Annotated in this window: 25 protein-coding genes; 9 read left to right on the forward strand and 16 right to left on the reverse strand. The window is 70.6% G+C overall.

Features of this window, described 5'->3' with window-relative positions:
* Positions 1–26 precede the first annotated feature (26 nt).
* Positions 27–557 carry a CGNR zinc finger domain-containing protein gene (locus tag AC07EG_RS02545; protein WP_478251176.1) on the forward strand — a complete coding sequence of 177 codons (531 nt, stop codon included), beginning with the start codon at positions 27–29 and terminating at the stop codon, positions 555–557.
* 478 nt (positions 558–1,035) lie between these two features.
* Here AC07EG_RS02545 and AC07EG_RS02550 read toward each other — a convergent pair whose 3' ends face one another.
* The 6 genes from AC07EG_RS02550 to AC07EG_RS02575 form a co-directional block, all read right to left on the reverse strand.
* Complete coding sequence (locus AC07EG_RS02550; RefSeq protein ID WP_478251178.1) at positions 1,036–1,392, reverse strand: STAS domain-containing protein; 357 nt, start codon at positions 1,390–1,392, stop codon at positions 1,036–1,038.
* 159 nt (positions 1,393–1,551) lie between these two features.
* Positions 1,552–3,399 (reverse strand): CheR family methyltransferase, encoded by a 1,848-nt coding sequence (locus AC07EG_RS02555; RefSeq protein ID WP_478251179.1) that lies wholly within the window; start codon positions 3,397–3,399, stop codon positions 1,552–1,554.
* A gap of 12 nt (positions 3,400–3,411) precedes the next feature.
* Positions 3,412–4,143: an STAS domain-containing protein gene (locus tag AC07EG_RS02560; protein WP_478251181.1), complete on the reverse strand. Its 732-nt coding sequence runs from the start codon at positions 4,141–4,143 to the stop codon at positions 3,412–3,414.
* Positions 4,140–4,463: a hypothetical protein gene (locus AC07EG_RS02565; RefSeq protein WP_478251182.1), complete on the reverse strand. Its 324-nt coding sequence runs from the start codon at positions 4,461–4,463 to the stop codon at positions 4,140–4,142. The genes AC07EG_RS02560 and AC07EG_RS02565 overlap by 4 nt, the downstream gene beginning before the upstream one ends.
* Before the next feature lie 14 nt (positions 4,464–4,477).
* Positions 4,478–5,119, reverse strand: coding sequence for a chemotaxis protein CheB (locus tag AC07EG_RS02570; RefSeq protein WP_478251183.1), 642 nt, complete (start codon positions 5,117–5,119; stop codon positions 4,478–4,480).
* An 83-nt stretch (positions 5,120–5,202) separates the two neighbouring features.
* Entirely contained in the window at positions 5,203–6,534 is a 1,332-nt protein-coding gene (locus tag AC07EG_RS02575) for an erythromycin esterase family protein (RefSeq protein WP_478251185.1), read from the reverse strand.
* On the opposite strand from AC07EG_RS02575, the gene AC07EG_RS02580 reads away from it, so the two are divergent.
* Positions 6,533–7,336 carry an SDR family NAD(P)-dependent oxidoreductase gene (locus AC07EG_RS02580; RefSeq protein ID WP_478251186.1) on the forward strand — a complete coding sequence of 268 codons (804 nt, stop codon included), beginning with the start codon at positions 6,533–6,535 and terminating at the stop codon, positions 7,334–7,336. The genes AC07EG_RS02575 and AC07EG_RS02580 overlap by 2 nt on opposite strands.
* Here the strand turns inward: AC07EG_RS02580 and AC07EG_RS02585 are convergent.
* The 3 genes from AC07EG_RS02585 to AC07EG_RS02595 form a co-directional block, all read right to left on the reverse strand.
* Entirely contained in the window at positions 7,333–7,821 is a 489-nt protein-coding gene (locus AC07EG_RS02585) for an ATP-binding protein (protein ID WP_478251187.1), read from the reverse strand. The two genes, AC07EG_RS02580 and AC07EG_RS02585, sit on opposite strands and share 4 nt — an antisense overlap.
* Positions 7,822–7,882: 61 nt before the next feature.
* The gene (locus AC07EG_RS02590) at positions 7,883–8,557 is read right to left on the reverse strand and encodes a DUF6766 family protein (protein WP_478251188.1); all 675 of its coding nucleotides are present in this window, start codon (positions 8,555–8,557) and stop codon (positions 7,883–7,885) included.
* Positions 8,557–8,949, reverse strand: a complete 393-nt coding sequence (locus AC07EG_RS02595; RefSeq protein WP_478251189.1) for a hypothetical protein — start codon at positions 8,947–8,949, stop codon at positions 8,557–8,559. The genes AC07EG_RS02590 and AC07EG_RS02595 overlap by 1 nt, the downstream gene beginning before the upstream one ends.
* 85 nt (positions 8,950–9,034) lie before the next feature.
* Here AC07EG_RS02595 and AC07EG_RS02600 point away from each other — a divergent pair, with 85 nt between their 5' ends.
* The gene (locus AC07EG_RS02600) at positions 9,035–11,341 is read left to right on the forward strand and encodes a molybdopterin oxidoreductase family protein (protein WP_478251190.1); all 2,307 of its coding nucleotides are present in this window, start codon (positions 9,035–9,037) and stop codon (positions 11,339–11,341) included.
* The gene (locus AC07EG_RS02605; RefSeq protein WP_478251191.1) at positions 11,338–11,817 is read left to right on the forward strand and encodes a hypothetical protein; all 480 of its coding nucleotides are present in this window, start codon (positions 11,338–11,340) and stop codon (positions 11,815–11,817) included. Before AC07EG_RS02600 ends, AC07EG_RS02605 begins: the two co-directional genes overlap by 4 nt.
* Here AC07EG_RS02605 and AC07EG_RS02610 read toward each other — a convergent pair.
* Positions 11,807–12,448 carry a GntR family transcriptional regulator gene (locus AC07EG_RS02610; protein ID WP_478251192.1) on the reverse strand — a complete coding sequence of 214 codons (642 nt, stop codon included), beginning with the start codon at positions 12,446–12,448 and terminating at the stop codon, positions 11,807–11,809. The two genes, AC07EG_RS02605 and AC07EG_RS02610, sit on opposite strands and share 11 nt — an antisense overlap.
* A 22-nt stretch (positions 12,449–12,470) precedes the next feature.
* On the opposite strand from AC07EG_RS02610, the gene AC07EG_RS02615 reads away from it, so the two are divergent.
* Positions 12,471–12,902 (forward strand): VOC family protein, encoded by a 432-nt coding sequence (locus tag AC07EG_RS02615; protein ID WP_478251193.1) that lies wholly within the window; start codon positions 12,471–12,473, stop codon positions 12,900–12,902.
* Between the two features lie 50 nt (positions 12,903–12,952).
* Here AC07EG_RS02615 and AC07EG_RS02620 read toward each other — a convergent pair whose 3' ends face one another.
* The 3 genes from AC07EG_RS02620 to AC07EG_RS02630 are packed head-to-tail and all read right to left on the reverse strand — an operon-like array spanning position 12,953 to position 14,919.
* Complete coding sequence (locus tag AC07EG_RS02620) at positions 12,953–13,114, reverse strand: hypothetical protein (protein WP_478251194.1); 162 nt, start codon at positions 13,112–13,114, stop codon at positions 12,953–12,955.
* A gap of 9 nt (positions 13,115–13,123) precedes the next feature.
* Positions 13,124–13,729 carry a YdcF family protein gene (locus AC07EG_RS02625; protein ID WP_478251195.1) on the reverse strand — a complete coding sequence of 202 codons (606 nt, stop codon included), beginning with the start codon at positions 13,727–13,729 and terminating at the stop codon, positions 13,124–13,126.
* A 20-nt stretch (positions 13,730–13,749) separates the two neighbouring features.
* The gene (locus tag AC07EG_RS02630; RefSeq protein WP_478251196.1) at positions 13,750–14,919 is read right to left on the reverse strand and encodes a Cmx/CmrA family chloramphenicol efflux MFS transporter; all 1,170 of its coding nucleotides are present in this window, start codon (positions 14,917–14,919) and stop codon (positions 13,750–13,752) included.
* A 392-nt stretch (positions 14,920–15,311) separates the two neighbouring features.
* Between AC07EG_RS02630 and AC07EG_RS02635 the strand changes: the two genes are divergently transcribed.
* Positions 15,312–15,587 (forward strand): GlsB/YeaQ/YmgE family stress response membrane protein, encoded by a 276-nt coding sequence (locus tag AC07EG_RS02635; RefSeq protein WP_478251197.1) that lies wholly within the window; start codon positions 15,312–15,314, stop codon positions 15,585–15,587.
* Here the strand turns inward: AC07EG_RS02635 and AC07EG_RS02640 are convergent.
* Complete coding sequence (locus AC07EG_RS02640; protein WP_478251198.1) at positions 15,584–16,282, reverse strand: TetR/AcrR family transcriptional regulator; 699 nt, start codon at positions 16,280–16,282, stop codon at positions 15,584–15,586. The two genes, AC07EG_RS02635 and AC07EG_RS02640, sit on opposite strands and share 4 nt — an antisense overlap.
* A 38-nt stretch (positions 16,283–16,320) precedes the next feature.
* Between AC07EG_RS02640 and AC07EG_RS02645 the strand changes: the two genes are divergently transcribed.
* Positions 16,321–17,712, forward strand: coding sequence for an FAD-dependent monooxygenase (locus AC07EG_RS02645; protein ID WP_478251199.1), 1,392 nt, complete (start codon positions 16,321–16,323; stop codon positions 17,710–17,712).
* A gap of 1 nt (position 17,713) precedes the next feature.
* Here AC07EG_RS02645 and AC07EG_RS02650 read toward each other — a convergent pair whose 3' ends face one another.
* Positions 17,714–18,097 carry an SgcJ/EcaC family oxidoreductase gene (locus tag AC07EG_RS02650; protein WP_478251201.1) on the reverse strand — a complete coding sequence of 128 codons (384 nt, stop codon included), beginning with the start codon at positions 18,095–18,097 and terminating at the stop codon, positions 17,714–17,716.
* Positions 18,098–18,192: 95 nt separating this feature from the next.
* Here AC07EG_RS02650 and AC07EG_RS02655 point away from each other — a divergent pair, with 95 nt between their 5' ends.
* The gene (locus AC07EG_RS02655; RefSeq protein ID WP_478251202.1) at positions 18,193–18,837 is read left to right on the forward strand and encodes a TetR/AcrR family transcriptional regulator; all 645 of its coding nucleotides are present in this window, start codon (positions 18,193–18,195) and stop codon (positions 18,835–18,837) included.
* Between the two features lie 14 nt (positions 18,838–18,851).
* On the opposite strand, the gene AC07EG_RS02660 is transcribed toward AC07EG_RS02655, so the two are convergent.
* Complete coding sequence (locus AC07EG_RS02660) at positions 18,852–20,432, reverse strand: alpha/beta hydrolase (protein WP_478251236.1); 1,581 nt, start codon at positions 20,430–20,432, stop codon at positions 18,852–18,854.
* Between the two features lie 303 nt (positions 20,433–20,735).
* Here AC07EG_RS02660 and AC07EG_RS02665 point away from each other — a divergent pair.
* On the forward strand, positions 20,736–21,149 hold a 414-nt coding region (locus AC07EG_RS02665; protein WP_478251203.1), incomplete at its 3' end, for a PHP domain-containing protein.

The raw sequence follows: 21,149 nt of genomic DNA on the forward strand, positions 1-21,149 counted from the left end.
TTACGGTAGGAGAGGGTGGGTAAGGGGTGCAAGTCGAATTAGAAGATTACGCACGGGGTGCGGGCCTGGCGACGGACCTGGTGAACACCTCGGGTGAGGTCATGCTGCGCACCGGCGACGCCCTCCGCACACCCGCTGACCTGCGTGATTTCCTCGCGCAGCACGACATCGACGCCGTGGTCGACTCGGCGGACCTGTCCGGCGTGCTGGCGCTGCGTTCCCGGCTGCGGGCCGTCATCGACACCGTGATCGCCGGCGGTGATGCTTCGGCTGAACTCGAGGACCTCGTGCGGCACGGCGAACTGGTGCTCTCCCCGTCGTCGAGGTGGGCCGTCCGCTGCACCGGCGCCCTGGCCGCGGACCTCGCCCTGCTGACCGGCGTCGGCCTGCTCGGCGTCCTCCGCTCCCTGAGCGACGACCGGTTCCGCGCCTGCGCCGATTCCACCTGCCACGGGGTTTTTGTCGACAGCAGCCGAGCGGGCCGCCGTCGCTACTGCATGCCGGAAATCTGCGGCAACCGCGCCAACGTGGCCCGGTACCGCTCACGCCACCGCTGACCCCTGCGGGGCCTTGGCAGAATGGGCGCGCGAAACCGCCGTGACGGCGGTGTGCCGCGGGCTGGCCCTGGCGCACCCCGCGGCACCGGCTCGGCGCACGGCCACGCCGAATCGACCACCGGCTCACCGCAGGGGGCCGAAATCAGCCAGCCCGCCTGCCACGCCCAGCGCGGTAACCTTCCCGAGCTCGCTGGCGGGGTGCAGCGGCGGCGATCCCTCAGCAGTCGGCCCCGCTCAGCGCGACAGCGCTCAACGCGCCCCGAACGCCACCACCGCCATGTGCTGCGGCGGCCTGCAAAGAGGCTTCGCCTGCCACCTCAGCCCGGCAACACCCGCGGCACCGGCTCGGCCACACGGCCACCGCAGGAAACCGGATCAGCCGGTCCGCCTGCCGCACTCGGCGCGAAAACACCCCCAAGTGCGCGAGAACGCCGAGCTGAGCCCGTGTGCGGGCGGCTCAAGAAGCTCGGTCAGGACCCTACGGGGTGAAGTGGGCCAGCGCCGCCGATCGGGTGGTGTAGAGGGGGAGGACGGCGTCCAGCGCGGCGGCTTTCAGCGCGCGGACGGCTGGGCGCGAGGGGTTGCAGATGCCCAGGGTCGCGGAGTGCAGGCGGGCCTGGCGGTCGGCGTTCAGCAGGCACCGCAGGCCCGAGCTGCCGAAGAAGGCGACCTGTGCCAGGTCGACCAGCACCGCGCACGGGCGGGGTGGGGTCCACGCGTGGCTCAGCGCGGCGTCCAGCTCGGGCGCGGTGGTCACGTCGACCTCCCCGGAAACGGAGATCAGGCGCACGGAATCGGCCAGGTCGTGACTTTCAACGGCCAACTGCGCGTCCATGCTGGCTCCTTCCGTGGTCACGGGGAAGTCAGCGGGCTTCCCCGAAGGGCGGCACGTGGTTTGAACCGTGCCACTCACCGTAGAAGCCGGTGCTGCCGAACGCAAAGTATCCGGTTACCGATATCCCCCGAATTGGTCACCCCGGGGTGCGCGGACGACTCAGGTGGCGTCCATCAAGAGGATGACCCCGCGGATTTCCCCACCCGACGTGTGCAGCGGACCGCATTTCAGGCGCAGCGAGATCTTCCTGCCCCGCCGGTTGACCGCGGCCAGCGTGAGCGTCTCCTCGAAGTCCACGTCCAGCAACGCGTTCCGCACGCTCGGCCGCAGCTCGGCCACCGGCAGGCCGACGTCGAGGTTGAGCAGGTGCTGGCCGGTGGCCTCCTCCCGCCGCACCCCCCAAAGGTCCTCGGCGCCGCGGTTCCACGCCGCCACGCGCATTTCGGTGTCGAGCACCACCACCCCCGACCGGATGGAGGTCAGCACCGATTCCAGGAACTCGTTGACCTCGTCGAGTTCCACGCTGCGGTCCCGCAGGGTGTCGTTGATCGCCTGCAACTCGTCGTTGGTGGACTGGAGTTCCTCGTTCATCGTCTCCAGTTCCTCGTTCGTGGACTGGAGTTCTTCGTTCGTGGTTTCCAGCTCCTCGACCGTGGACTGGAGCTCTTCGTTCGTCGTTTCCAGTTCCTCGTTGGTCGACTGCAGTTCCTCGTAGGCGGATTCGAGCTGCCGGTTGGCGTGCGCCAGTTCGTCGAGCAGGGCCTTGGCCGCGGTCACGTCGTGGAACGCGATCGACACGCCGAGCAGGCCGTGGTCCGCGTCCACCAGCGGGTTGACGTGGATCTCCAGCCAGATGACCTCACCGGGCCCGCGCTGCCACTCGACGTCCTTGATCCGGATGCCGCGGCGCTCCACCTTCGACTGCTCGACGTAGGCACGCAGTTCGATCGGGCGGTAGGACAGCTCGAGGTCGCGCAGCGGGCGGCCGATGTCGCGGTTGGACACCCCGAACATCAGCTCGGCCTGCTGGTTGATCATCGCCACGATGTCCTCGCCGGTGGTCACCACCTGCGCCACCGGCGAGGCCGAGTACGCGTGCTCGCGCAGCTGGTCCAGGCTGCTGATCTCGCCGGTGCGCTCCTGCGGGAAGGAGGGCCCGGAGAAGTGGCCGACGCCGACGGGGGTGGCGATGGACTTGCGGAACACCCGCCGCTTCAGGTCGACCGGGTCGAAGAGCCGGGTGTGGGAGAGCAGCATCTCGGCGCGCCCGAGGAACAGCAGCCCGCGTGGCGAGAGCGCGAAGTGCAACCGGTTGAGGATCTTCGCCTGCGTCTCGGCGTTGAAGTACATCAGGGTGTTGCGGCAGACCAGCAGGTCGATGCGGGAGATGGGGGCGTCCTGCACCAGGTCGTTGCGGCCGAAGATGACCGACCGGCGCAGGTCCTGGCGGAAGGTGTAGTGCTCGCCGTGGCGTTCGAAGTAGGTGCTGACCAACTCCGGTGGCACGCTCTCCAGCGCGCTCGCCGAGTAGGTCGCCTGCCGCGCCTGGGCGAGCGCGTCCTCGTCCACGTCGGTGGCGTAGATCTTCACCCGCTGGCGGAACCGCTCCGGCCCGATGGTTTCGGCGAACACCATGGCCAGGGTGTACGCCTCCTCCCCGGAGGCGCAGCCGACGCTCCAGACCCGCACCTGGTCCTCGGGGGAGCGTTCGGCGAGCAGCGCCGGGATCAGTTCCTCGCGCAACAGCTCCCACGCCTCGGGGTCGCGGAAGAAGCTGGTGACGTTGATCAGGATGGTGTTGAACAACGCGTCGAACTCGTCGACGTTGACCTGGAGGTGGTCGATGTACTCGGCGTAGCTGTCGATGCCGACCTGGGCCATCCGCCGCCGCACCCGGCGGGAGAGGCTGGTCCGCTTGTAGCCGGTGAAGTCGAACCCGCGGGACTCCTTCAGGTGCAGCAGCACCGCTTCGAAGTCGGGATCGAGCTGGTTGGGCGCATCGTCCACCAGAGCACCGTACTAGCGGGCGGCCAGCGTCGCCCAGACCACCTTGCCGCCGTCGACGGTCGGGGTGCAGCCCCAGACCAGCGAAGTCTGCGCCACGAGCAGGAGGCCGCCGAGCCCGCGCAGGCCGGTGCCCGGGTCCCGGACGGAGACGGTGCCCGGCACGTCGTCGGTGACCGAGAGGCTGAGCACCCCGAGCCGCAGTTCGATCCGCACCCGCGGGTTCGAATCGGTGTGCGTGACCGCGTTGGACACCAGTTCGCTCAGCACCAGGGTGGCGTCCGTGGTGACCGTGTCCGGCAGGTTCCACTCCGCGCACACCTCGCGGGCGAATCGGCGGGCCACCCGCGGGCTGGTGGGGTGGTTGAGCAGTTCGGTCCGGCTGATCCGCCGGGGCGGCGGGTCACCGATCGCCGCGATCGCGTCGGCCACGGTTTTGTGCACCGGCACGTACTGCCGGGTGCGGGCGGGGGCGAGCAGCCGCCGGTTGTCCTCGCTGGCCCCGGCGAGCAGCAGCGGCACCCCCGGCCACTGGGCGAGCCGCGTGTGGACGGTGGAGAACACGGACAACGCGGTGGTCGACTCGATCTCGAGTTCGCCGAGGTCCACCACCACCGCACGGGGGTGCTCCGCGGCCACCTTCGCCAACTGGTCCTTCAGCGCCTGGTAGGTCGGCCGGTGCAGCAGGCCGGTCGGCGTGACCACCACCGCGCCCTGCTGGCGCACCAACTTCAGCTGCACGGTCACGTCCGCTCCCCGACGCCGAGTTGCCGTCGGATTTCACCGGCGGCCATGGCGGTTTCCGTCGCCTGTTCCTCGTAGCGCTCGGCGATCGTGTTGCTGCCCCGCTCACGGGCCTGCTGGGCCATCCGCTGGTTCAACGCGGTCTTCTCGTCCAGCGCGCGCAACGCCGTCCACAGGGCGCGCTCCAACGCGGAGCCCTGGGCCTGCAGCAGCGCCTCGGCGCTCCAGGCGTGCCCCACCCGGCAGCGGTACCACCGGCCCGGTTCGATCTCGGAGAGCACTCCGTTGCAGTCGGGGCAGGAGAATTCCGACGGGGTGCCCACATCGTTCGCCTCCTTCACCGCGCCCCGCCTGCGACGGCGTTCTCCCAGCGCAGCATCTCGGACGTGGCCGGGGTGTGGTTCACCTCGGTCGCGGTGATCTTGGCCAGCGCGTCGCCGATCCGGCCGGCGGACACCACGTAGTCCGGGGTCACCGCGGCCAGCGCGTGCCGCGGCATGGCCGGGTACAGCGCGTCGTCGGGGTCCTGGACCACCACCATGCCGCCCTGCGCCACGATCGCCTCCAGTCCGGCGACCCCGTCGTCGAGCACGCCGGAGAGCAGTACACCGACCGTCGCGGGCCCGTGGGCGACCGCGGCCGAGCGGAACAACGCGTTGATCGCCGGGCGGTGCCCGTTCTCGGTGGGCCCGTGGGAGAGCACCAGCACGCCGTCGACGACGAGCAGGTGGTGGTCGGGTCTGCCGACGTAGACCTTGCCGTGCTCGAGCCGCATGCCGTCGACGGCCGCGGCCACCGGCAGGGCGCACGACCGCCGCAGGATCGCGGGCAGCGTGCTGGTGCCCCCGGCGGGCATGTGCAGCACCACGAGCACGGCCGCGGGCAGATCGGCGGGGAGGCCGGCCACCATCGTCCGGAGCGCTTCGACACCGCCGGCGGACGCGCCGACGACCACCACGTCGCGGGGACGCAGAGCCATTGCCGCCTCCTTCGGGTGAACCCTCGCCGAACCACTCAAGGGTTACCCCTGATGGTCCCAGCAAACCCGGGATGATTACCAGTTCAGTTGCCGCTGGGAAACAGCCCCGGGGAGAGCCGGTCCCGCCCGGCCAGCGGGTGCAGGGCACGGGTGCGCTCGAACCACAGGAACGCGTCGTACCGCTCGCCGAGCACGGTCGGCACGTAGTTGCCCCGGCGTTCGCGGTCCGGGTGGTAGACCACGCCGATGGCGCGGTGCGGCAGTTCGTCGGTGAGCAGGTCCGGCCGGGTGCCGCGCGGGAACGTGAGCACCGCCTGACCGGGTGCGGTCCGGTGCAGCACGTCCTCCAGCGAACCCTCGCGGGCCGGGGGCACCGGCAGCTCGCGCATCGGCGCGCCCCAGGAGTCACCGGCGACGACGGTGCCCCGGTGGCTGCCGAAGCCGACCAGCACCACCTGGTCGGTGCCGTGGCGCTCCCTGGCCAGCTGCCCGATGTTGACCGCACCCAGGTCGGTGGCGCGGGCGTCGCCGACATGGGTGTTGTGCGCCCACACGACCGCCTTCGCACCCGGCCCGTGGTGCTCGAGCAGCCGGGCCAGCGTGTGGTCCATGTGCCGGTCGCGCACGTTCCACGATTCACGGCCACCGGCGAGCATCGCCCGGTAGTAGCGCTCGGCCCCGGCGACGACCTCGGCGTTCTGCCAGGCGCGGAACTCCTCGGCACCGCCGGCCGCCGCCCGCTCGCACAACCGCACGAGCAGGTCGACGACTTCGTTCTCGCAGCCGCCGGGCACCAGGCGCGTGGCCGTCGCGTACTCCCGCGCGTCCTCGCCGTACGGCTCGAAGCAGCGGTAGGCGGCCAGCGCCGTATCGACCTCGGCCGGATCGTGCTCCCGCAGGTGGACCAGGATTTCGCGCAGTGATTCCCACAGCGAGTAGACGTCCAGGCCGTGGAAACCGGCGCGCCCGGCCTCGGGCAGCCCGGCGTTGTGGGTGCGCAACCACCGGCAGAAGTCGGTGACCTCCTCGTTGGCCCACAGCCAGGTCGGCCACCGGTCGAAGGCCGCCAGCGCCTGACGCGGCTCCCCCAGGCACCGCACGGCCCGGTCGACGCGGTCGCAGTCGGGCCAGTCCCCTTCGACGGCGACGAAGGAGAAGCCCTTCTCCTCGATCAGCCGCCGGGTGAGCAGCGCACGCCACCGGTAGAACTCGTGGGTGCCGTGGCTGGCTTCGCCGAGCATCACCACCCGAGCCCGGCCGACGCGGTCCAGCAGCTCGTCGAAGTCGCCCGGGCCGGTCAGCGGCCTGGCGAGCGCGGTGACCTCTTCGGTGTACACGGGCCAGGCGTACCCGATGGCGCCGGTGGCAACCCCGCGGGTGGTTCGGCGCGGCAGGCCGGGGTAGCCCGTCGGCATGAACTCCACAGAACAGCCATTCGCCGTGGTCACCGGTGCGTCCAGCGGAATCGGGCTGGAGCTGGCCAAGCAGTTCGCCAAGAACGGCTACGACGTGCTGGTCACCGCGGAAGACGAGGAACTGACCGCCGCCGCCGAGGAGGTGCGCGGCCTCGGCGGCGGCCGGGTCGACGAGGTGCGGGCCGACCTGGCCACCCCGGACGGGGTGGAGCGGCTGGCGAAGGCGATCACGGACACCGGCAGGCCGGTCGCCGCGGTCGCGTTCAACGCCGGGGTCGGGGTCGGCGGGCCGTTCGTCGGGGACGCCCCACTCGAAGACCACTTGACCGTGGTCGACCTCAACGTGCGTTCGTCGGTGCACCTGGCCCACCGGCTGCTGCCGCCGATGGTCCGCCGAGGAGCGGGCCGGGTGCTGTTCACCTCGTCGATCGCGGCGAATTCCCCCGGCCCGTACCAGTCGGTCTACAACGCGTCCAAGGCGTTCCTGAAGTCCTTCGCCGAGGCGCTGCGCGACGAACTGCGCGACACCGGGGTCACCGTCACCACGCTGATGCCCGGTCCGACGGAGACCGAGTTCTTCGAGCGGGCCGGTATGGAGGACACCAAGGTCGGCGCGGGCAGCAAGGACAGCGCCGCGGTGGTCGCCAAGCAGGGCTACGACGCGCTGGTGGCCGGAAAGGACCACGTGGTCACCACGTCGGTGAAGAACAAGGTGGCCGCGGCGGCGGGCAACGTGCTGCCGGACCCGGCGATGGCCGCCGGGCACCGGCGCATGTCCGAGCCGGGTTCGGCGGAGGACTAGTAGGCCTTCCGCCAGATCATCCGGACCGTCGTCCCGCGTTCGTTCGAGCGCATCAGGACCTCGTTCGACAGCTCGTGCATCATGCCGAGGCCCCGCCCGCGGAAGGACTGCGCCGTGGGCGGGGCGGCCCGCCACCGGCCCCGGTCGGAGACGGTGATGGTGCAGGTGCCGCGGTAGGCGTGCGCGTGCAGGTCGAGCGGGCCCTGCGAGTGGGCGTAGGCGTGGTCGACGACGTTCGCCATGGCTTCGTACGCGGCGAGCACCACGTCTTCGAGCAGGTCGCCGGTGAGCCCCAGATCACTGAGCCATTGCCGCAGGGACACCCGCAGCCGGGACGCGTTCTCCGCGATGGCGGCCTCACGCAGGTGCATGGACCGCACCGCGGGGTTCGCCGAAGTGGTCAGCAGGGGAGGGAGGAGGTCGACTTCGGATTCCAGCAGTCCCAGCGTCGCCAGGTGCTCGGCGACGTCCGTGGTTCTTCGCATGGACGGGGACCCCCTTCTTCGCGCGGCCCGGATACCCCGGCGGGGGGACCCCGAAACCTCCTCAGCCGGTTTCGTCGGTGGCGGTGTGCGGGGAACCGACCGGTTTGGACTCCGGCGACCCGCGTTGTCGCAGGTAGACCGACAGCACGGCCATCGAGGCGAGGGCGAGGAACTCGGACTGCCAGTTCTGCAGCGACCGGTTCCAGAAGTCGGCCGAGCCGAGGTACTCCGGCCAGGTCACCGGGTCGCTGAAGCCGAGAAGCTGCTCGGAATTGTACGCGGCCACCCCGGCCACCGACTGGATGCTCCAGGACACCGCGAACAGCAGGCCCATGACCAGGCCGAGCGACCGGGAGAAGACCGCGGTCCGCCAGCCGCCCGCCTTGGCCCACTTCGGCGAGCGCGCCTCGGCGTGCGGGCCGACGAGCTGGTCGCGGTCGCTTTCCAGGCCCAGCCTCGACGCCGGTTTCGACTCCGGGGAGCCCCGCTGGATCAAGTAGACGGTGGCGAAGACGTAGAGCAGGAACTGGAGGTACTCGGACTGCCAGTTCTCGGCCACGTCCACCAGGAAGTCCGAGGAGACCAGGTATTCACCATAACCGAGCGGAGCGCCACCGTCGGCGAGCTGGCGGTCGTTGAAGTCGGCGTGCCCGGCGATCGACTGGCCGACCAGCGCGAGCAGGAACAGCAGGCCGAACCCCAGGCCGAGGCCGTTGTCCCGAAGGAACCGCCGCATCACGGACCACCCACTTCGCACTGGTGGGGCACGTCCGGACCGCGGGAGCGGCAGCCACCGCCGGTGATCCGCCAGCCGTCCTCGTATTCGTGCAGGAACAGCGTGCCCTCGCCGGCCTTGGCTTGGGCGTCGGAACCCCAGACGGTGACCTCGGTCACGGTGCCGCGTGGCACCCGCGCCTCGGCCAGCGCCGCGGGACAGGTGTCGCGGCCGTGCCGCGTCAGGTCCTCCATCGCCCGCGGGGAGAGCAGCGTGCACGCGGTGTCCGGATCGGCTTCGAGGAAGCGTTGCGCGATGTCCCGTACGCCGGGATCCGCCGCCGACGCGCAGCCGCTGAGGAGGGCCGCGGTCACGACCCCCGCGCTCAAAACCCCGGTCACGCGCGAGTTCACGGTGAGGAAAGTACTCCCGTCGCGGTGCCGCCGCCCGTCGGAACGCCCGGGTTTGATCGCCGTTCGCGCCGGGTAAGCGCGCTGGATGCGTGAACGGGACGCGATCACCGAGCCATGGGGACCTCGGACGCCGTACGGGCCGGGTGAGCGGTGGCCGGTCCGCGTCGACCACCACCTCGCCGACGGGGTGCGCGCCGAGGACGTCGACCGGTGGGTGCCCTCGGCCGCGGTGCTGCACTCCAACGGGGACGGGCTGGACATCGCCGTCAAGGACGGGCGGGTGGTCGGCGTGCGGGGCCGCGCGGACGACCGGGTGAACCACGGCCGCCTCGACCCGAAGGACCTCTACGGCTGGCAGGCCGGGAACTCTCCCGATCGGCTGACCACCCCGCTCGTGCGCGACGGCGGTGAACTGGTCGAAGCGAGCTGGGAGGAGGCCATGAGCCGCGTGGTGGCGCGCAGCCGCGAACTGCTCGGCGAGCGGGGGCCGAGCGCACTGGGCTTCTACACCAGCGGCCAGCTGTTCGCCGAGGAGTACTACACGCTCGCGGCCATCGGCCACGGCGCGATCGGCACGAACCACATGGACGGCAACACCCGGCTCTGCACCGCCACGGCGGCGGCCGCGCTGAAGACCTCCTTCGGCTGCGACGGTCAGCCCGCGTCCTACACCGACGTCGACCACGCCGACGTGATCGCGTTGTTCGGGCACAACGTCGCCGAGACGCAGAGCGTGCTGTGGAGCCGGATGCTGGACCGGCTCGCCGGGCCGAACCCGCCCGCGCTGGTCTGCGTCGACCCGCGCACCACCGCCGTCGCCCGGGCGGCCACCGTGCACCTGGCGCCGTTGCCGGGCACCAACGTCGCGTTGATGAACGGCCTGCTGCACGAGATCATCCGCAACGACCGGGTCGACCACGCCTACGTCGAGCAGCACACCGTCGGCTACCAGGACCTGGTGCGGCAGGTCGAAGGCGCCACCCCCGAGCGGGTGGCGGACACCTGCGGGGTGCCGCCGGCCCAGATCCGGGAGGCGGCCCGGGTGCTCGGTGGGGCGGAACGGCTGCTTTCCACGGTGCTGCAAGGCTTTTACCAGTCGCACCAGGCCACCGCGGCGGCCGTGCAGGTGAACAACCTCAACCTGATCCGCGGCATGCTGGGAAAACCGGGGGCCGGGGTGTTGCAGATGAACGGTCAGCCGACGGCGCAGAACACCCGTGAATGCGGTGCCGACGGCGATCTGACCGGCTTCCGCAACTGGTCCAACGACGACCACGTCGCCGAGCTGACCCGGCTGTGGAACCTCGACCCGATGCAGATCCCCCACTACGCGCCGCCGACGCACCTGATGCAGATGCTGCGGTACGCGGAGAACGGCACCATCCGCTTCCTGTGGGTCAGCGCCACGAATCCGGCGGTGTCGCTGCCCGAACTCGCCAGGGTGCGGTCGGTCCTGGCGCAGGAGCGGTTGTTCCTGGTGGTGCAGGACGCGTTCCGCACGGAGACCACGGAACTGGCCGACGTGGTGCTGCCCGCGGCGATCTGGGGGGAGAAGACCGGGACGTTCACCAACGTCGACCGCACGGTGCACCTGTCGGAAAAGGCGGTCGAACCGCCCGGCGAGGCGAAGCCGGACCTCGACATCTTCCTCGACTACGCAAGGCGCATGGATTTCCGGGACAAGGACGGGAATGCGTTCCCGCCGTGGACGGATGCGGAATCGGCGTTCGAAGCGTGGAAAGCGGCGAGTGCCGGACGGCCCTGTGACTACAGTGCTTTTTCCTATGCAGGTCTGCGTGCTCGCAATGGCGTCCAATGGGGTCCGGAACGGCTCTACGCCGACGGGAAGTTCTTCGCCCATCCCGATTACTGCGAGAGCTACGGCCGTGACCTGATCACCGGCGCGCCGACGGAACCGGACGAATACCGCGCGATGAACCCGGACGGCAAGGCGATGATCCGGGCCGCCGAATACCTGCCCCCGCACGAAGCACCCGACGCGGAGCGGCCGTTCGCCCTGATCACCGGGCGCACGCTCTACCACTTCCACACCCGCACCAAAACCGCTCGCGCCCCGGAACTGCAGAAGGCGGAACCCGAGGTGTGGGTGGAGATGTCCGCGCGGGACGCCGAGGCGTGCGGCCTCGGCGAAGGCGAACTGGCGGAGGTCACCACCGCCCGCGGTGCCGTGCACGCGCGGGTCCGCGTCCGCGAAATCCGCGACGGGGTGCTGTTCCTGCCGTTCCACTACGGCTACTGGGACACCGGTGGTCCGGCGGACCGGGCCGCGAACGAGCTGACCCCGACCGACTGGGACCCGGTGTCGAAGCAGCCGATCTTCAAAACCGCCGCGGCTGCCATCACCCGCGCCGAACCGGAGGGCAACCGATGAAACTCGCCCTGCGCGAACTGCACCGCTCCGAGACCGCGCTGGCGCGTTTCCTGTACCAGCTGTCCGACCGCCACCGCGTGGAGCACGAGGTCCACCACGTCGCCCGTGACCTGGCGGAGTGGTCGCGGGCGCACGTGCGTGCCCTGGCGGACACCGGCAACCGCTACGGGCTTTCGCTGCGGGCCGGGGCACCGGATTCGTCCGGGGTGCTCGCGCCGGTGCGCCGGAAGGCCAGTGAGCTGACCGGCAGGCAGGCGGTCCCCGGATTGCTGCTGCTCGCCGACCTCCGGCGCCTGCACCGCCGCGCGGCCGGTGTCTCGCTGGACTGGGAACTGCTCGCCCAGGGCGCGCAGGCGCTCAGGGATCGCGAACTGCTGGAGCTGACCCAGCGCTGCCACCCGCAGACGTTGCGGCAGCTCAAGTGGTCCAACGCGATGTTGAAGGCGCTCTCACCGCAGGTGCTGGTCAGCGGTTGAGGATGGCGAAGGCGTGGTGGCGGTGTTCGGCGAACGCGGCCAGCGCGGTTTCGGTTTCCCCGGCCCGCAGTGCGGCGGCGAGTTCGCGGTGCTCGGCGGGGATGCGGGTGAGGTAGTCCCGCGTGTCCCGGTGGATGCGGGTGAGCAGGAACAGGTGGACCTGGCTGCGGATGGCCGCCCAGGCTTCACCGAGGCGCCGGTGGTGGGCAGCCGCGTAGACGGCGTCGTGGAAGGCGAGGTCGCCGCGGACCATCTCGTGCGCGTCGGCCGCGCGCTCCATCCGCACCACCGCTTCGTCGATGCGGTCGAGGTCGGCGTCGGCAGCGTGTTCGCAGACCCGGCGAACGGCCAGGTTTTCCAGTGCACCACGCAGGCTGTCGAGTTCGGCGACGTCCTCGGCGGTGAGGTCGGTGACCGTCGCCCCGCGGTGCCACTGGCTGCGGACCAGGCCCTCGCGTTCCAGCCGCAGCAGGGCTTCGCGGACCGGCCCGCGGCTGACCTCCAGCGTCGCGGACAGCTCGACTTCGCGCAGCTGGGCGCCGGGGGCGTAGCTGCCGTCGAAGATCGCCTCGCGAATGCTGTCGGCGACCTCCTCGGCCAGACCACGGCGCCGGGCGGGGGAGATGGTCATGTGCTAATGTTAACATTGCGACATGACCATCCTGGATTCCCCGATCCCGCGTTTCCACCTGGCGATGCCGGTCGACGACCTCGACGCCGCCAGGAAGTTCTACGGCGAGGTGCTCGGCCTGGCGCAGGGCCGCAGTTCGGACACCTGGGTGGACTGGAACCTGCACGGCCACCAGTTCGTCACCCACCTCGCGGCCGAAGGCACCCGGCGCGTGCACAACCCGGTCGACGGGCACGACGTGCCGGTTCCGCACTTCGGCCTGGTGCTCACCGTCGAGGAGTTCGGCGAGCTCGCCGACCGCCTGCGGGCGGCGGGCACGGAGTTCGTCATCGAGCCGTACGTGCGCTTCAAGGGCGAGCCGGGTGAGCAGTGGACGATGTTCCTGCTGGACCCGGCGGGCAACGCGCTCGAATTCAAGGCGTTCGCCGACGACGACCAGGTGTTCGCCGTCTGAGGCTTGTCCACATGTTGTGGACAGGGCTGTGGACAACCACTACATGGCGGTCAGTCCTCCACCCGGCGTTCGGAATCCCGTAACACTTCCTTCGCTTGACCCTCGGCGTCCTCGCTGCCCGCGGCCTGTTCCTCGGGCAGCAGGACGGCCCGGGTGGCCGCGCGCTCGTCGATGGCGTTGCGGTCGTCGAACGACTCGTCCGGCTGGCTCATGACCTCGAACTACCCAGGTGCCGAGTTGTTCAACCGGGTGGCCAGGTCGCGACGGCCGCGGGCGAGCTGACGCAGGCCGTGTCCGGCGAGCAGCGGTTTCAGCGGCCACGCCTCGCCCAGCCGGTAGTCGGCCCCGCGGACCAGGCGGGCAGCCAGGTCGGGACGCTGGTGGTGCAGGTAGAGGCGGGCCTTGAGGGCGTGCAGCGGGTGCGAGACGAGCTTGATCCGGTCGGCGTCCTCGACCAGCGGTGCCAGGTGCTCGATGTTCTGCCAGGTGCTGCGTGAGCGGTCCTCCAGCCGGATTTCGCCGGTGTAGCCGCGGCCGGTCGCGTGCCGCGCCAGCAGTTCGGCTTCGGTCTTCGGGCCGTTTCCGCCGCCCGAGCAGATCAACACGGAGTCCAGTGCCGGATCCATCGACCGCAGCGCCGCACGCACCCGCCACCGGTTCAGCGCGTTGATCCGGTCGCCGCGGTTGCGGTAGCCGAGCACCACCACCGCTTCGGACCGGGCGGGCCGCGGTTGGTGCACCAGCGCGCGGGAAGCGCGCCAGTGCACGAGTTCGGCCCAGCCGATCAGTCCGGCGAATCCCAGCAGTGCCAGTGCGCTCCGCTTCACCAGGACGATACTGGCAGAACTCAGGCCGGTGCCGGTGCCGGTGCCGCCCGCCGCCGGTCGACGAGCACCGCCAGCGTGGTGAGCACCGCCAGCGCGACCCCGATCCACGGGATGGCACCCAGTCCGGCGGCGCTGTTCAGCACGGTCCCGGCGAACAGCGGCACCAGGCTGATGCCCAGCTGGAACGCCGAAACCGTGGTCGCCCCGGCGAGGGTGGGCGCGTCGGCCGCGATGGTGAACACCCGTCCGTAGATGGCCGGGTTCAGCACAAAACCCGCGACGCCGAGCAGGAGCACGAGCGGCACGACGGCCACCGGCTCACCGGCGAAGACGGCCAGCAGCGCGCTGCACCCGGCGATGCCGATCGCCCCGGAGAGCAGTGCGTGGAACGGCCGCCCGTCGGCGATCCGCCCGCCGAGCGACAACCCGGCGAAGGCGCCGACGCCGAACAGGGTGAGCACGGCGGGCACCCACACCTCGGGCAGGCCGGTGAGGTCGGTGAGGAAAGCGGCGAGGTAGTTGTAGGACACCATGTAGGCGGCGGTGCTCAGCAGCGTCACCGCGAAGACGACCCACAGCCGCGGGCGGCGGAGGGTGCGCAGTTCCTGCCGCACGCTGGGGCGGGGCCCCGAGTCGGTGGCGGGCACGGCGATGGCGGTGAGCACCGCGCCCAGTGCGGTGAACACGACCACCGCCCAGAAGCCGCCGCGCCAGCCGGTGAAGTGGCTGAGCAGCGCGCCCGCCGGACCGCCGGCGACCATCGCCAGGCTGAGCCCGCTGACCACCACACCGGAGGCGCGCGCGGTGCGGTCGGCGGGGACGAGGCTGATCGCGGTGACCGCGGCGACGGCCCAGAAGCCGGCGTAGGCGAGGCCGCTGAGGAAGCGGGTGACCAGCAGGACGGTGTAGTCGTCGGTGAACAGGCCCGCCGCCACCGAGGCGGCGAAGAGGACCTGGGTGGCGATCAGCGTGGTGCGGCGGGGCCAGCGCAGGGTGAGCACCGCCAGCGGTGGCCCGCCGACGACCACGGCGATGGCGAACGCGGAGATCAGCGCGCCCGCGGCGGACAGGCTGACCCGCAGGTCGGCGGCGATCGACGGGAGGACGCCGGCCAGCAGGAACTCGGCGCTGCCCATGGCGAACAGGCTGAAGGCGAGGAGGTAGACGGGGAGGGGGAGGCGGGTGGTCATGCCGGAGAAGCTACACTGTTCCATGGAAGTATGGAACAGTGGAGGTGCGGGGGTGCTCGGGTCTCGGCGGGGTGCAGCCACCCCGGTTTCCCCGCCGTGTTTTTGGCTTCGTGTCGGGGTGGGAGGGGGAGGGTGGGTGGTTGCGTTTCGTTGTCGGCTTCCTGTTTGCCGTTTGGTGTTCTTTGCCGACTTTTTTGGCTTTGCCCGGTTATTTCTGTGCCCGCGTCAGTGGATTTTCATATCGGTCGGTCCGGTGTCCGCCGGGGGCGGGCTTCTTCACCGGTGGGGGCGCGGGGGCGGTGGCGTGATCGGGGTCTCCGGCGTGGGCGCCGAGGCTCGGTGACGGGTAGCGTGATCACCGTAGGCGTTGTCGGACGGGTGAGGTGGGTGCGGTGTTCTGGACCATTCTCGGCTGGCTGCTGTTCGGCTTGGTCGCCGGGTGGATCGCTCGGGCGTTGGTGCCGGGCAAGGACGACATCGGCTGCCTGCCCACGATCCTGCTCGGCATCGTCGGCTCGGTGGTCGGCGGCTTCCTGTTCGGGCTGTTCACCGTGGGCTTCCGCGGGTTCGAGCCGGCGGGCTGGATCGGCTCGGTGATCGGCGCGATCGTGGTGCTGGTGATCTACAACAAGGTCACCGGGCGCAAGCGCCGCCGCTCCCGGCGTTAGGTCAGGGTTTCGAGACCGTCCAGCAACCAGTCCAGGATCTTTTCGAAGGTTTGCGGTGGGGTGGCGTCGCGCTGGGGGTCGCTGGCCCACTTCGTGAAGTGCGGATAACGGCCTTCGGCGGCGATGCGGTCCAGGTAGGGCTGCGCCATCTCGGCGAGGTCTTCGTCACCGGCGTTGCCGATGCCTACGCGCATGGTGCGTTCTTCCAGCAACGCCAATCCTGAGCCGAAAACGTGGCCGAGCACCGTGTTCACGTAGCCCATGCGCGTGGCGGCGGGCTGGCCCAGTGCGTCCAGTTCGGCCAGTGCGGCGTCGTAGAGCGCCATCGCGTTCGGGCCCAGCGGGGGGCGGCTGAACGCCAGGCGCGCGAACCACGGGTGTGCCTGCACCACCGCCCACCCGGAACGGCCGAGCTCCCGTAGCGCGGGCCGCCAGCCCTGCCCACGGGTGACGGTGATCAGGCCGTAGGCGTGATCGGCCATCAGATCGGCCAAGCCGTCCTTGCTGCCCACGTACCGGTAGAGCGCCATCGGGCTGCGCACCCCCAGGTTCCGCGCGAGCGTGCGCATGGTGATCTCGCCGTCGGCCTGGGCGTCGGCCAGGTCGACGGCGGCGGCCACGATCCGCGCGCGGCTCAGCGGTTCCGTGGTGCGCGGAGGCGCGGGCTCGTCGAACCACACCGGTTTCTCGTTCATGGTGGACTCAGGCTAGCAGTCGGTGTACAACGTACATCATGAGTGGACAACGTACACAGGTGCTGATCGCCGGTGGTGGCCTCGTCGGGCTGACCGCCGCGCTGGTGTTGCGGCACCACGGAGTCGCGGTGACCCTGCTGGAACGGCGGCCGACCACGTCCCCGCAGCCGAAGGCCCGGCGCTTCCACGTCCGGAGCATGGAGATCTTCCGCGAGCTGGGGCTCGCCGATCTGGTGCACGAGGCCGCCAGGGACCTGGCGGGTCACGACCACATGGCGGCCGGGCGCACCCTCGCCGAATCGGCGCAACTGCCGCTGTGGCAACCGGCGGGCGGCGCCGAGGCGGTGGAGGTCAGCCCGGAGCCGCCCTGCCTGATCGCCCAGGACGTGCTCGAACCGGTGTTGCGGAAGGCCGCCGTGGAAGCCGGGGCGGACGTGCGGTTCGACACCGAACTGCTGGGCTTCGCGCAGGACGACGACGGTGTGACCGGCCGGCTCGCCGGGGAGGGGATCCGGGCGGACTACCTGGTGGCCGCCGACGGTGCCCGCAGCGGGATCCGCGAGGCGCTGGGCATCACGCGATCAGGACGGGGCGCGGTCGGTGACCCGAGCGTGAACGTCTACTTCCACGCCGACCTCGGCGAAGTGGTGCGTGGCCGCGAGTTCAACCTCTGCCGGCTCAGCCACCCCGACGCCTCGGGAGCACTGGCGTCGGTCGACGGGCGGCGGCGCTGGGTGTTCATGGCTTCCGGTGGCGAGACCGAGCGGGACTGGCCCGCCGTTCTCCGCACCGCGATCGGCGTGCCGGTGCCGGATCTGGAGGTCCTGAGCGTGCTCGGCTGGCAGGCGGAAATGCTGGTGGCCGGCCGGTATTCGGCCGGTCGGGTGCACCTGGCCGGGGACGCCGCGCACGTGATGCCGCCGTTCGCCGCGAGCGGGGCCAACACCGGTATCGCGGACGTGCACAACCTCGGCTGGAAGCTCGCCGCCGTGCTGCGCGGGGAAGCGGCGCCGGAACTGCTCGGCAGCTACGACGCCGAGCGCCGGCCGGCGGGCTGGTTCACCGCCGACCAGTCGGCGCGGCGTGCCGACACCTTCCTCACCGGCGAGGAGGATCCGACGCTCGCGCACCCGTTCGTCCTGGCGGCCGGTGGTTTCCAGTACCCGGCCGGGGCGCTGGTGCCCGACGGCTCCACGGAACCGGTCGTCGACTTCGCACCGGCCGGGCGGGTCGGCACGCGCATCCCGCACCGCTGGCTCGACGACGCCCGCACCCGGTCGACGCTCGACCTCGCCGGTCCGGAGTGGGCGGTCACCGAATTCGACGGCACCCAGCTCCTGCTGCGCCCGGACCACGTGGTCGCCTGGCGCGGTGCTTCCGCGGGCGAAGCCGAATCGGTGCGCCGTCGACTGCTCGCCGGGGTGCGCTGAATCAGTTGAGCACCGGCGTGGTCTGCGCGGAGGCGATCTTCCAGTCGCCGCCTTCGCGCACGACGACGTAGGTCAGACTGCCCTTCGCGGGCAGCTCCCCGCCGTTCTCGCGTTGGTCGGAGACGTGCTTCACGCAACTGACGATCGCCACGTCGGGTGTGGTGAAGCGGATGTCGACGATTTCGGTGCGGGTGAGCACCTTCGCCAACGGGGTGGCCAGCGCCTGTTCCATCGCCTCCCGGATGGCGTCCCGGCCGAGCACGCGGCGCCCGGCGATGTTGACGATGAGCGCGTCGGCGGTGTGCAGCGCGACGAACTCGTGGGTGTCGTTCTGGTGCTTCTCGGCGTTCGCGATGGTCCGGCGGATCGCCTCGGTGTCCGGCATGGGTGCTCCTTCGTTTATCGGAGCAAAACGCTCCGGTCGGTTTCGACGTTACTCACGGAGTGAAGTGCTCCGCAAGGGGCGTTAAGCTCGGCGGGGTGACCAAGCACGGGCGGAAGGCCGAAGCCGAGCGCAACGACCAGGCGCTGCTGCGGGCGGCGCGCGAGGTGCTCGCGGTCGAGGGCGCGCACGCGTCGGTGGCGGCCATCGCCGCGCGGGCCGGGGTCGGGATCGGCAGCCTCTACCGGCGTTACCGCACCAAGGAGGAGCTGTTCCAGCGGTTGTGCGTGATCGCGCTGGACGACTACCTGCGGGCCGCCGAGGAGGGGCTGGCGCGGGAAGACCCGTGGGACGGCCTCGCGCACTACCTCCGGGCGGCGATCGAAATCGGACCGGGCTCACTGGCGCCGCTGGCCGGGTTGATCGAGGTCACCGAGGAGATGGCGGAGAAGAACAGGCGCTCGGACGAGGCCGTCGCGGCACTGGTCGAGCGGGCGCACCGGGCGGGTGTGCTGCGCCCGGACGTGACCGTGGTGGACGTGGCTCTGCTGGTCGAGCAGCTGGCGAAGTCGCCGCTGCTCGACCAGCTGGGCAACCAGGGCCGCGACGACCTGGTCGAGGCGGCGCGCAACGCCCGGGCGCGCATCAACGAAATCGCCCTGGACGGCTTGCGCGCGACGGCGGCCCACCCGTTGCCGGGTGAGCCGCCGGGTTACGAACTCTTCTCCGAACGCTGGTCTTAGCGGTTCACCGGGGGTCAGGCGAACGGCTGGACGTTCGGCTGGAACACCTGGCCGTCGGCCGGGACCTTCAGGTCGATCAGGTAGTCCGCGGCGATCTTGTCCACGCCCGCGGCGTCACCCAGGATGCAGTGGCCGAACGCGTCGACCGAGAGCAGGCGGGCGTTGCCGAGCTGCTCGGCCATGCGCTGGGAGAACTTGTACTGGGTGGCCGGGTCGTAGTAGTTGCCGACCACCAGGATCGGGGTGTCGGTCTTGGCCCGCCACGGACCGCGGTAGACGTCCGGGTTCTTCGCCGGCCACACCGGGCAGCCCGCGATGTCGGAGAACACCTGGTAGCGGCCGAAGGTCGGCGACTTCCGCTCGGTCTGCGCGGCGATCTCCGGCACCCTGCTCTGCTTGATCCTGATCGGCTTGTCCGAGCAGTTCACCGCGAAGTACGAGTCGTCCGAGAGGTACGGGCTGTCCGGGTCGATGTCCGCCAGACCGTTCTTGCCGGGCACCAGGGTCTTCATCGCCGGGGCGGCGGCCACCGCGACGGCGTCGCCGGCCGGGTGGATCACGTCGTAGAGCGCCTGCAGGTCCTCGGCCAGGCCGGGGAAGCGGGTCGGCGAGTACAGCGCGCTGCCCACGCCGCCGGTGAAGGTGCTGATGTCGACCCCGTCGATCGGCTCCTTGCGCAGGTGGTCGCGCAGTTCGTCGAACTTGGCCCGCGGGTTGCCGGAGCTGAACGCGCACTTCGGCCCGACCTGCTGGCACTTGGTCAGGAAGGCGTCCAGCGCGATCTCGAAGCCGTCGGCGCGCTGCTGGTCGTAGGCCACGCCGTCGCTGGTGCGGAGCTTCGGGTCGACGTTGCCGTCGATCACGATGGCGCGGGTCTGCTTCGGGAACATGCCGGCGTAGGTCGAGCCGATCAGCGTGCCGTAGGAGAAGCCGACGAAGGTGAGCTTCTGGTCGCCGACCGCGGCGCGCAGCTGGTCGAGGTCGCGCACCACGTCCTTGGTGGACATGTGGTGGAGCAGCGAACCGGCGTTGTTCTTGCAGAACTGGCCGTAGTCGCGGTAGGCGGCCAGGGTGCCGGAGATCTCCTCGCGGCTCTGCGGCACGCCGACCATCGCGCCGAACACCTCGTCGGCGTCCTCGGCGGTGGTGAAGCAGCGCAGCGGGTTGCTCTGGCCGACCCCGCGCGGGTCGAAGCCGATCAGGTCGAACCGGTCGAGCACCGGCTGCTGGAAGTAGAGGTGGCCGCTGATCGGCATCCGCAGCCCGGAGCCGCCGGGGCCGCCGGGGTTGAGGAACAGCGAGCCGACGCGCTGGCCGGTCACCTTCGCCGCGCGCTTGAGCAGCGCGATGTCGATGGTGCCCAGCGAGGCGTTGTCGTGGTCGATCGGCACCCGGTAGCGCGCGCAGCTGTACAGGTGGACCTGGTCGGCCGGCACACCGGCCAGCGTCTCCTTGGCGCACTGGCCCCAGTTCACCGGGGCGGTGGCGCCGACCTGCGCGGCCTTCGGACCGGCCTCCTCGGCGGCGACCGCGGTCCCGGACAGCCCGCTGAGCACGCCGGTGAAGAGCGCACCGGCGAGTGCGACCGCACCCAGTCGGCTCCCTGCGATTCTCGGCAAGGTCACTCCCTCATGGATTCTCGTCACCGCGCGTGCACATGCGCGCACGGTTTTTACCCGGGCGAGCGTCGCACAGACGGGTGATGGAGTAGACCACCCAAAAGTATGGTGAGCCGCCGACGAACTTCACTCCGAAGTGGTTGGCCGTCAACGCACCGGGTGTTGCGCCGTTGCCTGCGTTGACAACCGGTGGTTGTGCACGGATGGTGTGTCGGTTGTTGGACGCCAGCGGAGTCCGTCCGGTCGAATGCGGGCACCTACAACCGCTGGGAGTCGACCGTGGACTCTTTCGTCCATCTGCATGTGCACACCGAGTACTCGATGCTGGACGGGGCGGCGAAGATTTCGCCGTTGTTCGCGGAGGCGGCGCGGTTGGAGATGCCGGCGGTGGGGATGACCGACCACGGCAACATGTACGGGGCGGACGAGTTCTACCAGTCGGCCCGCAAGGCCGGGATCAAGCCGATCATCGGGATCGAGGCGTATCTGGCGCCGGAGTCGCGGTTTCACAAGAAGCCGGTGTTCTGGGGGCAGTCCAGTCAGCGGGGGGCGGATGAGTTCGGTGAGGGTGGCGACGTCTCGGGTGGGGGCGCGTACACGCACATGACGATGCTGGCGGAGAACGCGACGGGGTTGCGGAATCTGTTCAAGTTGTCGTCGCTGGCGAGTTTGGAGGGGTATTACCGCAAGCCG

The sequence above is a fragment of the Amycolatopsis sp. NPDC045836 genome, assembly GCF_056431745.1.